The organism is Marixanthomonas sp. SCSIO 43207, assembly GCF_019904255.1.
Classification (GTDB): Bacteria; Bacteroidota; Bacteroidia; order Flavobacteriales; family Flavobacteriaceae; genus Marixanthomonas.
Genome location: NZ_CP063203.1, coordinates 641,704 through 654,122 on the forward strand (window position 1 = coordinate 641,704; position 12,419 = coordinate 654,122).

9 protein-coding genes are annotated in these 12,419 nt (G+C 35.5%); 6 read left to right on the forward strand and 3 right to left on the reverse strand.

Annotation, left to right across the window (positions count from 1 at the left end):
* Positions 1-6: 6 nt before the first annotated feature.
* Positions 7-2,964 carry a SusC/RagA family TonB-linked outer membrane protein gene (locus tag INR76_RS02975; protein ID WP_223109177.1) on the reverse strand — a complete coding sequence of 986 codons (2,958 nt, stop codon included), beginning with the start codon at positions 2,962-2,964 and terminating at the stop codon, positions 7-9.
* A gap of 176 nt (positions 2,965-3,140) precedes the next feature.
* Here INR76_RS02975 and aspS point away from each other — a divergent pair, with 176 nt between their 5' ends.
* From aspS to INR76_RS02995, 4 genes are all read left to right on the forward strand, one after another.
* Positions 3,141-4,895 carry an aspartate--tRNA ligase gene (gene aspS / locus INR76_RS02980; RefSeq protein WP_223109178.1) on the forward strand — a complete coding sequence of 585 codons (1,755 nt, stop codon included), beginning with the start codon at positions 3,141-3,143 and terminating at the stop codon, positions 4,893-4,895.
* A 44-nt stretch (positions 4,896-4,939) separates the two neighbouring features.
* Positions 4,940-6,730, forward strand: coding sequence for a chloride channel protein (locus INR76_RS02985; RefSeq protein ID WP_223109179.1), 1,791 nt, complete (start codon positions 4,940-4,942; stop codon positions 6,728-6,730).
* On the forward strand, positions 6,730-6,975 hold the full coding sequence (locus INR76_RS02990; protein WP_223109180.1) for a hypothetical protein: 246 nt from the start codon (positions 6,730-6,732) through the stop codon (positions 6,973-6,975). The genes INR76_RS02985 and INR76_RS02990 overlap by 1 nt, the downstream gene beginning before the upstream one ends.
* Before the next feature lie 95 nt (positions 6,976-7,070).
* A complete protein-coding gene (locus INR76_RS02995; RefSeq protein ID WP_223109953.1) occupies positions 7,071-7,265 on the forward strand; it encodes a cold-shock protein in 195 nt (64 codons plus the stop codon).
* A gap of 57 nt (positions 7,266-7,322) precedes the next feature.
* On the opposite strand, the gene INR76_RS03000 is transcribed toward INR76_RS02995, so the two are convergent.
* Positions 7,323-7,778, reverse strand: a complete 456-nt coding sequence (locus tag INR76_RS03000) for a nucleoside deaminase (RefSeq protein ID WP_223109181.1) — start codon at positions 7,776-7,778, stop codon at positions 7,323-7,325.
* Between the two features lie 39 nt (positions 7,779-7,817).
* Here INR76_RS03000 and INR76_RS03005 point away from each other — a divergent pair, with 39 nt between their 5' ends.
* Positions 7,818-9,605 carry a 1-deoxy-D-xylulose-5-phosphate synthase gene (locus INR76_RS03005; protein ID WP_370632419.1) on the forward strand — a complete coding sequence of 596 codons (1,788 nt, stop codon included), beginning with the start codon at positions 7,818-7,820 and terminating at the stop codon, positions 9,603-9,605.
* 9 nt (positions 9,606-9,614) lie between these two features.
* Here INR76_RS03005 and INR76_RS03010 read toward each other — a convergent pair whose 3' ends face one another.
* Positions 9,615-10,949: a deoxyguanosinetriphosphate triphosphohydrolase gene (locus INR76_RS03010; protein WP_223109954.1), complete on the reverse strand. Its 1,335-nt coding sequence runs from the start codon at positions 10,947-10,949 to the stop codon at positions 9,615-9,617.
* A gap of 187 nt (positions 10,950-11,136) precedes the next feature.
* On the opposite strand from INR76_RS03010, the gene INR76_RS03015 reads away from it, so the two are divergent.
* The gene (locus INR76_RS03015; RefSeq protein ID WP_223109183.1) at positions 11,137-12,408 is read left to right on the forward strand and encodes a hypothetical protein; all 1,272 of its coding nucleotides are present in this window, start codon (positions 11,137-11,139) and stop codon (positions 12,406-12,408) included.
* The last annotated feature ends 11 nt before the right edge of the window (positions 12,409-12,419 follow it).

Genomic DNA, 12,419 nt, shown 5'->3' on the forward strand with positions numbered 1-12,419 from the left:
TTATGTTTAAAAGTTAATTGATACATTAAATAAGAATCTTTTGGAAGAAGGGAACGGTAGTACATCAACACCTGTAAATATAGATCCTCCTCCAAAGTTTGATACTTCTGGATCATAACTGTTGTAATCAAAAAAGTTTAAAATATTTGTTCCGGATACTCCAAGTTTAATACTGTCTATACTACCATTTAAAATACCACCTAACGTTTCCTTTTGCAGTGTATAGTATAAACCTGCTTCACGAAGTCTTACATAACTTGCATCTTCTACGTGAACTTCAGGCGGAGCTCCTGGTCTATATTGACCATTAGGAAGTTGCCCTGATGGGTCTGCACCAAATTCATCATAATCATGACTTGTTCTATTAAGGTCTGTTAATAATGTTGTCAAGTTAATGTTATCACCTCCGTTTTTCCATTGCCAAAGCATTGTAAATTGAAAGTTATCATACCTAAAATCACTATTGAAACCCATTTGAAAATCTGGCTCTGCATTACCAATTACGCGCAGACCTTCTGGATATGAACCTACTATTTGCGTTGCACTTTTACCTTCTTCAATTCTAAATGTACCTAAACTAGCTCCAAATGCTCCAATATTAAATGCAGGAACGTTTAAGTCTGTAACTTCAGATTTGTTTTTAAAGAAATTTACACCAAGATTCCATTGAATTTTATCTGAAAGTATTGGTGTTGTATTAAGTCCTATCTCAACACCTTTGTTTTCTAGACTACCCGCATTTACAAATTGAGTAGTAAATCCACTAGATGGTTCTAGGTTTGCTCGCAAAATAAGATCGTCAATTGTTTTCACATAATACGTAGCAGATAAGTTTACACGACCATTAAAAAAGCCTATATCTGTACCAAATTCTAATTCTTTTTGACGCTCAGATTTTAAATCTGCATCTCCTCTCACACCTATTAAGCTAATCCCTAGTGTTCCACCTGTAGAAAAAGCGTTGTATGAAGTAAACAAAGCAGCAAATGGCGGGAAGTTTCCAGCTTCACCATAAGCAGCTCTTAGCTTAAATTGATTCCAAACAGATCCTTCATTCCAAAACCCAAATTCATTAAAATTAACAGCTAATGATGCTTTTGGATAATAGAAAAATTCATTTGCATCACCGTTATTTGACGATTTATCTCCACGTATACCTACTGTGGCAATAAGCATATCTTTAAAGTTAATTTCTTCTTGAGCAAAGAAGCCCGAGTCTTCTTGTAATAATCGCGTTTGATTTACTCCGGTATTTGCAGCTTGATCAACATTCGTTTCAGAAGCAACTAATCCACTTGCTGTAATCAATTCAGTATTTTGATCAAAATACTCTCTTGTTAAACCAAACTGAGTTCTAAAGTTTATATCAGAATCTGTAAAATAGTTATGTACTAAAAACGCCGAAAGGTTATAGTTTTTATTCTGAGTATCCCCTTGAACTGAAACTCCATTTAACCCTCCATTTGAAAGTTTCTGAAATTGTAATTCTTTAGGAAAAATAGCTCTCGTTTTTTGACCATAAAAATCAATACCTCCTCTAAGAATTAACTCAAGGTTTGAATTATCGGCTTTATAAATATCAATATTGGCTGTTCCTCCCATTATTAAACGGTTTACAGTTTCTCTATTGGTTACCAAATCTCTTGTTTGCAATGGGTTTGATGAGTTATTTGGGTGATCCGGATAAATTCCGTCTGCGTTTGGAAATAACTGATCCCAAGGACGAGTAGCCGTTAATGCGATACCAATGGTTGTGCCTGAATTATCATTATTGAAAAACCCTCTATCTGAAGATGAGTAAATATAGTTTGAACTCAACGTAAATTTTAAAAAGTCTTCAGGACTGTGGTCAAGGTTTAATCTAAATGATGTTTTTTCATATCCTGTATTTTTAACAATTCCGTCTTCATTATTATGAGTTACACCGGCAAAAAATTTGGTTTTTTCGCTACCACCACTCATATTAAAGTTTGTAATACTTACTATTCCCTTTTCACCATAAATTTCTTCTTCATAGTCAACTAGTCTTCCAGCGTCACGAGCAGCTATATAGGCTTCTAGATCTGCTTGACCAAAACTTTCCAACACACGTTCTTCGGTATAATCACGAACTCCTAAAAGATTAATAGCTTCGCTCCATCCTGTAGATTGTGAAAACCTAAACTTGGTTTCTCCTGCTTTACCTCGTTTGGTAGTTATAATAACAACACCGGCAGCAGCTCGTGAACCATAAATTGCTGCGGCTGATGCTCCTTTTAATATTTCAATATTTGCAATATCTTCTGGGTTGATATCTGCAATACGGTTGGTTGGGTTATCTTGGTTTGAGGCACTTCCTCCTGCCGAAGCAGCAGATACAGCGTTTAATCCTGCTGCAATAGAAGAGTTATCAACATATACTCCATCAATAATATAAAGAGGTTGTGTATTACCTTGAATAGAAGTAGCACCCCTTAATTTTACTGAAAGCCCTCCTCCTGGAGCACCCGAGTTTGCATTAACAATAGCACCCGGAAATTTACCATAAAGAGCACCATCAAGTGTAGGCGGCGGTGTAGTTCCAGTAATCTCTTCAGCAGAAAGTGATGCAACAGCGTTTGCAGAGTTTGTTCGCTTAACCGATGTTGCTAGACCAGTAATTACAACTTCTTCTAAAGCTTGAGCAGATTCTCCTAGTGTTATGTTGATAGGATTTCGGTTAATTGCTCTAAACTCTTGCTTTTCAAAACCTAATGAAGAAAAAACCAATACTGTAGGCACATCGCTAACTTCAATGCTAAAATTACCTTCAATATCGGTTGTTGTTCCATTACTTGTACCTTTTTCTATAACGTTTACAAACGGGACTGTTTCACCCTTTTCGTTATTAACTGTTCCTGTTAACGTTGTCTGCGAAAAAGCAAAGAACGGTAATAGAAAAAATAAAAACAGGAGGTACCTGTTATTAAAGTCATTTTGTTTCATAATTAATGTTTTTATTGTTAATTTATCTAAAATACTAAACATTTTTTGATAAATTATCATAAATACAAGTATTTATAAACATTATTGTTAACTAGCTGTCTTCAGCTAAATAAATACTGTAGAAAATATCTTGAAGTTTCTTTATCTTATTAAATTTGCATTTCAATTTTTAAGATATGTATAGAACGCACAATAACGGAGAGTTAAGAGCCGAAAACAACAATACAAAAGTCACCTTATCTGGGTGGGTACAGAAAATTCGTGATAAAGGTTTTATGGTTTGGGTAGATTTACGTGACCGCTATGGAATCACCCAACTTATTTTTGATGAAGAACGTACTCCTAAAGAGGTAATGGATAAAGCCTCTCAATTGGGGCGCGAGTTTGTTATTCAAGTTACAGGAACAGTTATTGAACGTGAATCTAAAAACCCAAATATTCCTACCGGTGATATTGAGATTTTAGTTTCAGAAGTTATTGTTTTAAACACATCATTAACACCACCATTTACTATTGAAGACAACACCGATGGTGGTGAAGATTTACGAATGAAATATAGATATCTAGATTTACGACGTAAACCGGTTCGTAATAATCTAGTATTTCGTCACAAAGTAACAATGGCGGTTCGAAATTATCTTTCTGAAAAAGATTTTGTTGAAGTTGAAACCCCATATCTTATTAAATCAACTCCCGAAGGCGCCCGAGATTTTGTGGTTCCTTCAAGAATGAATGAAGGTCAATTTTATGCTCTTCCGCAGTCACCACAAACTTTTAAGCAATTATTAATGGTAGGCGGTATGGATAAATATTTTCAAATTGTAAAATGCTTCAGAGATGAAGATTTACGTGCCGATCGTCAACCCGAATTTACCCAAATTGATTGCGAAATGGCTTTTGTTGAGCAGGAAGACATATTAAACACCTTTGAAGGTCTTACCAAACATCTTCTAAAAGAAATAAACGGTGTAGACGTAGAAAAATTTCCTAGAATGACGTATGATGAAGCGATGCGCCGTTACGGAAATGACAAACCAGACATTCGTTTTGGGATGGAATTTGGAGAATTAAATGATGTTGCTCAACACAAAGATTTTAAAGTTTTTAATTCAGCTGAATTAGTTGTTGGAATTGCTATTCCCGGCGGGAACCAATATTCGAGAAAAGAAATAGACAAGCTTATTGATTGGGTAAAACGCCCTCAAATAGGTGCATTGGGAATGGTTTATGTAAAATGTAATGAAGACGGAAGTTATAAATCTTCAGTAGACAAGTTTTATGATCAAGAAGATTTAGCAAAATGGGCCGAAGCAACCGGAGCTCAAGCCGGTGATTTAATTTGTGTACTTTCAGGAGAAGCAAATAAAACGAGAGCACAATTAAGCGCTCTTAGAATGGAAATGGCAGAACGTCTAGAATTAAGAAAGGTAGATGAATTTGCACCACTCTGGGTGATAGATTTTCCATTATTAGAATGGGACGAAGAAACCAATCGCTATCATGCAATGCACCATCCATTTACTTCACCTAAACCAGGTCAAATGGAATTACTTAAAACCAATCCTGGCGCTGTAAAAGCCAATGCTTACGATCTAGTTTTAAATGGAAATGAAATTGGCGGTGGTTCCATTCGTATTCACGACAAGGAAGTACAGTCAAAAATGTTTGATTACTTAGGCTTTACCCCAGAAGAAGCCATAGCGCAATTCGGATTTTTAATGGATGCTTTTCAATATGGAGCACCACCACACGGCGGTATTGCTTTTGGACTTGATAGACTTGTAGCTATTTTGGGCGGTCAAGAAACAATTAGAGATTTTATTGCCTTCCCAAAAAATAATGCAGGTAGAGATGTTATGATTGACGCACCGGCACCTATTGATGAACAACAACTTAATGAGTTAAACCTGAATATAACTATTAAAGATTAATTATATTTAAAGAACAGATTTTGAGGAAGCCATAGAAACATCAAATGCCAAAACAAAACCTTTTAAAACGCTTTTTAAAATGGCGATTAAAGTACATTTCACAAAAGCAATTTATTTATATACTTAGTATAATAATTGGTTTTGCAGCCGGTATTGTTGCGGTTATCCTTAAAAACTTGACTCATTTTATACAACTTCTTTTAGAAGGTAGCTTTGTTCAATACTATCATACAGCTTTTTACTTTATTTTCCCTATTATTGGATTAGGACTTACCTATTTAGTCATTAAATATGTAATTAAACACAAAGTAAACCACGGTATTCCTTCTACTCTATTTGCTATTTCAAAAAGAAAAGGAATCATGAAAAGGTTTCAAATGGTAGGAAGCATATTAACAGCACCTATCACTGTAGGTTTTGGAGGTTCTGTAGGTTTGGAGGGGCCTACGGTAGCCACCGGAGCTGCTGTTAGTTCAAACTTGTCAAGGTTATTACATTTAAACCAATCTACCAGAACACTTTTAATTGGGTGTGCTGGAGCAGGTGCGATGGCATCCATTTTTAAGGCTCCAATTGCAGCTATAATTTTTGCTGTTGAGGTATTTAGCTTAGATTTAACCTTGGCTTCTTTAATGCCGCTTTTATTGGCGTCACTTTCTGGTGTAATTACCTCTTATTTTTTCTTCGGAAATGAAATATTACTTCCGTTTAATATTGAAGATAAATTTGTATTAAGTGATCTTCCGTTTTATATGTTACTAGGTGTTGTGGGAGCTTTTGCCTCTATTTACTTCACAAAAACATATGCTTTTTTTCAAGATTTTTTTAGCCGAATAAAATCTCCAATAAAAAGATTAGCTCTAGGAGGGATTGGCCTAGGTGTTTTAATCTACTTTATACCACCTCTGTATGGTGAAGGATATGATATAATGAACAACCTTATTCAAGGTAATCCTGCCGCAGCTTTAGAAAACAATTTCTTTAACCTTGAGCTTTCCAACGTTTGGGTAATTATTGCTTTATTACTAGGCTTAGTTATTTTTAAAGTTATTGCCAGTGCTCTCACCTTTGGCGCTGGTGGTGTTGGTGGTATTTTTGCACCAACGCTGTTTATGGGAAGTATTCTAGGCAACGCTCTAGCCAAAGCGCTTAACAACATAGGATGGTTTTCAAACCCTGTTTCTGAAAGTAATTTCACCTTAGTAGGAATGACCGGATTAATGGCAGGAGTTTTACACGCACCGCTTACAGCCATTTTCCTTATTGCTGAAGTAACCGGCGGCTATGAATTGTTTATCCCGTTAATGTTAACCTCAGCCATTTCATTTGCCATTACAAAAAGTTTTATTCCGCATTCAGTTTATGCTATGGAACTAGGCCGAAAAGGAGAATTAATCACTCATAATAAAGATCATGCTGTATTAACACTTATGGAAATTGAAAACGTGGTAGAGCGCAGTTTTATAAAAGTTTATAGCGATATGAAACTTGGTGAAATTATTGAAACTGCCGTTGTTAAATCAAAACGAAATATTTACCCTGTAGTAAATAGAAAAAATGACAAACTTGAAGGTATTATTCTTCTAGATGATTTACGCCCCATTATGTTTAATCAATCATTGTACAATGAAGTGACTGCGCGAGAACTTATGCAAAATCCACCAACAATTATTAACTTTGAAAAAGATCGCATGACGAGTGTCATGAAAAAGTTTCAAGATACAGGAGCTTGGAATTTGCCCGTAGAATCAAAAGGCGTTTATTACGGGTTTGTATCAAAGTCAAGATTATTAACTGCCTATAGAAGAAAATTAATCGATTTTTCAAGAAGTTAATGCGAATTTTACTAAGCATCATATTTATTGCTATTGCCGGCTCTGCTGGGTACGGGTTCTATATTAAACCCGAAGATTATAGCACAGGCGAATTATTTATTGGACTTTCAATAGCCGGTCTGTTTTTCATCTGGATGCCTATCTTTATCTATCACAGATGGCGAAAAAGAAATTTTAAAGACTATATGCTTACCAAAGAAAACATTGATAAGATGAGAGATGAAGGCAAAGAGAAAAAACTATAATTAAAGCAAATTTTAACTTTTTTTACATTTTTTTAACGTTTCAGCCTAAATTAATAGTACCTTTGAAATTATTATTAATTTATTTTTTTATTACAATGGAAGGAACAGTTAAGTTTTTCAACGAATCTAAAGGTTACGGTTTTATCACTAATGATGAAACTGGAAAAGACATTTTTGTACATGTTACCGGTCTTAATGGCGAAGCCCTTAACGAAGGTGACAAAGTAGAATATGTTGAAGAGGAAGGAAGAAAAGGGATGGTAGCAGGCCAAGTGCGTGTGATCCACTAACAAGAGATATACTTTAAAGATTTTATCAAACCTTCCCTTTTCCGGAAGGTTTTTTATTTAATTCCTGTTTCGTTTTTGTATAAAAAAGCGCTTTAATAATTGAGAAGCCTCTTCTGCCAAAACACCGCCACTCATTTTTGTTTTGGGATGTAATTTTGTTTCCATAGATATACAACCTCTTTGTTCATCTCTTGCTCCATATACTATTTTATCAATTTGACTCCAGTATAAAGCTCCGGCACACATTTGGCATGGCTCAATAGTTACATATAATGTGCATTGTTTTAAGTACTTTCCTCCCAAAAAGTTGGCAGCAGCCGTAATGGCCTGCATTTCTGCATGAGCTGTTACATCATTAAGTGTTTCAGTGAGGTTATGCGCACGTGCTATAATTTGATTTTCTGCAACAATCACGGCGCCAATGGGTATTTCATCTTTATCAAAAGCTGATTCAGCCTCCATTAAAGCGCGTTTCATAAAATAAGTATCATCGTAGGGTTTTAATAATTCCATGCTTATCTTTTATAGATTATTCAAAAGTACAATATCAAAATGTATCTTTGTTACGTGTCAAAAAAGATATTAGATACCATTCAATTTCCTAACGACCTGCGGAACCTTTCAAAAGAAGATTTACCACAAGTTGCTAAAGAACTTCGTGAGTTTATTATCAATATTGTAGCAGTAAAAGAAGGACATCTTGGAGCAAGTCTTGGTGTAGTAGAGTTGACCATAGCACTTCACTATATCTTTAATACCCCCGAAGATAATTTGATTTGGGATGTAGGTCATCAAGCCTATGGACACAAAATCCTCACAGGGCGCAAAGATATTTTTCATACCAATAGACAGCTTGAAGGTATTTCAGGTTTTCCTAAACGAGAAGAAAGCAACTATGATGCCTTTGGGGTTGGGCATAGCAGCACGGCAATTTCGGCAACATTAGGAATGGCTATTGCAGCTCAAATTAAAGGTCAAAACCACAAACAACATATTGCAGTAGTAGGTGACGCATCTATTGCTAGCGGAATGGCTTTTGAAGCTTTAAATCATGCAGGTATTTCAAAAACCAACATATTGGTTATTCTTAATGACAATGCTATTGGTATTGACCCCAGCGTAGGCGCTTTAAAAGATTATTTGACCAAAGTAACGCTAGATGACTTTCCCGAAACAGATAACATTTTTGAAGCACTCAACTTTCATTATGTGGGCCCTATTGATGGCCACAACCTGGAAACTTTAACTACCGAGCTGGAGCGATTAAAGTCTATCTCAGGACCAAAACTTATGCACGTAATTACAAAAAAAGGGAAAGGATTGCGTCAAGCCGAAGAAAATCAAGTGAAATACCACGCTCCAGGAAAGTTTGATGCGCTTACAGGAGACCTAATCCCTAAAGACCAAACTAACTTACCTCCAAAATTTCAAGATGTTTTTGGTGAAACAATCGTTGAACTGGCTATTAGCAATAAAAACATCGTAGGCATTACACCCGCAATGCCCACCGGAAGTTCTTTAAAGTACTTTATGGACACATTTCCCAAACGTGCTTTTGATGTGGGCATTGCAGAGCAACACGCGGTTACACTTTCTGCGGGACTTGCCACACAAGGCTTACAAGTATTCTGTAATATTTATTCAACGTTTCTACAACGTGCGTATGATCAAGTAATACACGATGTATGCCTTCAAGATTTACCTGTTATTTTCTGTCTAGATCGATCAGGAATTGTAGGTGAAGATGGTGCTACACATCACGGTATTTTTGATTTGGCCTATTTGAGGTGCATCCCTAATCTTATTGTTTTTGCACCTCGAAATGAAATTGAACTTCGCAACATACTATACACATCACAACTAGGACTTCAACACCCTATTGCCATTAGGTATCCACGTGGGCGAGGTACTATAAAGGATTGGAAAAAAGAATTTTCTGAAATTGAAATTGGAAAAGGAGTTTGTTTAAAAGAAGGTTCTGACATTGCCATTGTAACAGTTGGATCTATTTTTGAAGAAGCCAAAAAAGCGGTTCAAGACTTTTCAGAAAAGAAAAAAGTTGCACTTTACGATATGCGCTTTGTGAAACCACTAGATAAAGGGCTTTTAGATTCTATTTTTGAACGATTTAATACCATCATTACTATTGAAGATGGCGTGATTAACGGTGGATTTGGTAGTGCTATTTTAGAATACGCTTCAGAAAAAAAATACAAAGGAGTGATTAAACTTTTAGGTATTCAAGATTATTTTCCACAACATGGCACAGTAGAAGAATTAAAACATCAAGCGGGAATTTCTTCAGAAAAAATTAAATCTACAATACTGAACTATTTATAAGAGTTTACCTTAAAACTTTCCATTCATCTTCTGAAATATTTGAGAAGATTTACCATCTGTTAACCTTGATACGTAATGACAAACTGCTAAAATGTTATTGTAGATTGAATCAGTATTTACTTGAATATTTAACGTATTTAAAACGAGATCATCGTAGTGACGTTCTGTGTTGTTCATTTTGTTTTCTACAGCAGTTGTATAGGTATCTAGTAGAGTTGAAAGAATTTTATAGCCGGTTATTTCTTTGTTTATTACTTCTTTACTTTGGTATATTTTTTCGATGCTAATTTTTATAATATCATCTATTTGAGCTGTATAATTACTCTTTTCAAGAAGAGAAGAAGTAAAGGTTCCTTTCAATATTTCTTCTTCGTGTGATAAAAACACTTGAACTGCTTCAGATATTAATGTATTTATAGCTAATGAACGTAAATAAGCCAACCGATCTGTAGTTTGTTTAAGGCTGTGATACTTTTCAGTATTGATATTGTTTTTTACAAGTTTAATTAGATATTCTAGAGCAAACTCCTCTTCAATTAATCCTAAGTTTATGCCATCTTCAAAATCAATAATTGTGTAACAAATGTCATCTGCCGCTTCAACTAGGTAAGCTAGTGGATGCCTACTGTAACTCATGTTGTTATTATCGCCGCGTTTTAAAAGACCTAACTCATAAGCTATCTCATCAAAAAATGAAGTTTCAGATTGAAATACTCCATACTTTTTATCGGCTATATGATTGGTAGGTTTTTTTGGTAATGATTCTTTTGGATATTTTGTAAATGCTCCAAGCGTTGCATAAGAAAGACGCAAACCGCCTTCTACTCCATTTTTGGTCTCGGTCAAAATTTTAAAACCATTAGCGTTTCCTTCAAAGGTGATTAAATCTTGATATTGTTTTGCTGATAATTGATTTTTGAATCGTTTTCCTTTTCCGTGTAAAAAATAATCTCCAATGGCTTTTTCACCACTGTGACCAAAAGGCGGGTTACCTATATCGTGTGCTAATGCAGCTGCAGCTACAATAGCGCCAAAATCATTAATTTGATATCCGTGGCTGGTTTTTAGGTGTGGGTGCTTTTGCAAAATAGCTTTACCTACTTGCCTTCCCAAAGAACGTCCTACAACAGAAACTTCTAGACTATGAGTTAATCGTGTATGTACAAATGATGTTTGAGAAAGAGGGATTACCTGTGTTTTGTCTTGCAAACTTCTAAAGGCTGAAGAAAAAATTACCCGATCATAATCAACCTCAAAACCCAAACGAGTTTCATCTTGTTCTATACGTAACCGTTTATGTATATCACCTTGCCTTTTAAGTGAGAGTAGGTTTTCCCATTGCATCATAACGCTAAAGTTTTAATTGCAAGATACTATTTTGAGCACATCGTGCAAAGTGAAAGTCAATGTTAATTACTTAACATTAACATAACTTTCTTATGACAAATTAGTAATCCTTAGGTAACCTCATCTTTACAATGTCTGCATTTCTTTGTGGCATTATTAAAAACGTAAAAAACAGACTTTAAAAATGAAAAAATTCTTTCTTTCTTGTATAGCGATTGCAGCGACAATGTTATTTGTAAGCTGTAGCGGTGATGATGATAACGATGTTATCGATGATGATCCAGGACAAGTTGATACTGAACTTTCAGGTCAAATAACTGAAGACTTAAGATTAACAAATGACGTAATTTGGACATTAGACGGTCGTGTAACTGTCACTAACCAAGCTACATTGACAATTGATCCGGGTACAATCATTAAAGCTAACCCAGGACAAGAAGCAAACGCTTCAGTATTAATTATTGCTAGAGGAGCAAAAATTATTGCAAATGGTAACGCTAATCAACCTATTATCTTTACTTCATCTACAGATAATATTGAATTAGGACAAACTGCAGGTACCAACTTAACAGAAAATGATCGTGGACTTTGGGGAGGTGTAATAGTGCTAGGTAACGCACGAGCTTCTTTATCTGGAGATGCTACAGAAAACCAAATTGAAGGTATTCCTGCTAGTGACACCAACGGTCTTTACGGCGGAAACAACGACGCAGACAACTCTGGTGTACTTAACTATATTTCTATCCGTCATGGAGGAACATTAATTGGTGAAGGAAACGAAATTAACGGTCTTACACTAGGTGGTGTTGGTTCTGGTACTACAGTTTCAAACATTGAAGTAGTAGCAAACGTAGATGATGGTATTGAGTGGTTTGGTGGAGCAGTTAATGTTTCAAACGCATTAGTATGGTCTCAAGGTGATGACGGTCTTGATATTGATGAGGCGTACTCAGGTACGATCACAAACTCTGCTGTAATCCTAGGTGATATTTCTGATCACGGGATGGAAATTGACGGTCCAGCTGGTTCTCTAGAAGGAAGATTCACACTTAATGGAATCTCTCTTTTTGGAAATACAGTTACTGAAAATGGTGAATACGCAGATTTAAGAGACAACGCAATGGGAACTCTTAAAAACATTTATGCTGAAGGTTTTAAATCTTCTTCAGACGTTGAATTAGACAATAACGAAGTATCACAAAACTTCTTAGATGGAAAAATCGTTTTCCAAAACTGGGTTCTTAACGGTGCAGACAATACTGTTTTTGTTGAAAAAGGAGGTTGTATCGCAAATTGTGATGATGACAATGACGATAACGACGTTTTTGAAGACCAAATTATTCTTAACCCAACATTTGCTGAAAGAGCTGCAAATTGGACTTCACAAGGAACAAGTGGAGGCGCAAATATGTCTGTATTCTCTTGGACATATGCTAGCTCTCAAGGCGCATTTTAATTACAGTTTAC

Coding starts and splice junctions, on each gene's coding strand:
- INR76_RS03015 (WP_223109183.1), top strand. CDS start 11,137: ATGAAAAAATTCTTTCTTTCTTGTATAGCGATTGCAGCGACAATGTTA.
- INR76_RS03005 (WP_370632419.1), top strand. CDS start 7,818: ATGTATCTTTGTTACGTGTCAAAAAAGATATTAGATACCATTCAATTT.
- INR76_RS02975 (WP_223109177.1), bottom strand. CDS start 2,964: ATGAAACAAAATGACTTTAATAACAGGTACCTCCTGTTTTTATTTTTT.
- INR76_RS02990 (WP_223109180.1), top strand. CDS start 6,730: ATGCGAATTTTACTAAGCATCATATTTATTGCTATTGCCGGCTCTGCT.
- INR76_RS02985 (WP_223109179.1), top strand. CDS start 4,940: ATGCCAAAACAAAACCTTTTAAAACGCTTTTTAAAATGGCGATTAAAG.
- INR76_RS03010 (WP_223109954.1), bottom strand. CDS start 10,949: ATGCAATGGGAAAACCTACTCTCACTTAAAAGGCAAGGTGATATACAT.
- INR76_RS02995 (WP_223109953.1), top strand. CDS start 7,071: ATGGAAGGAACAGTTAAGTTTTTCAACGAATCTAAAGGTTACGGTTTT.
- INR76_RS03000 (WP_223109181.1), bottom strand. CDS start 7,778: ATGGAATTATTAAAACCCTACGATGATACTTATTTTATGAAACGCGCT.
- aspS (WP_223109178.1), top strand. CDS start 3,141: ATGTATAGAACGCACAATAACGGAGAGTTAAGAGCCGAAAACAACAAT.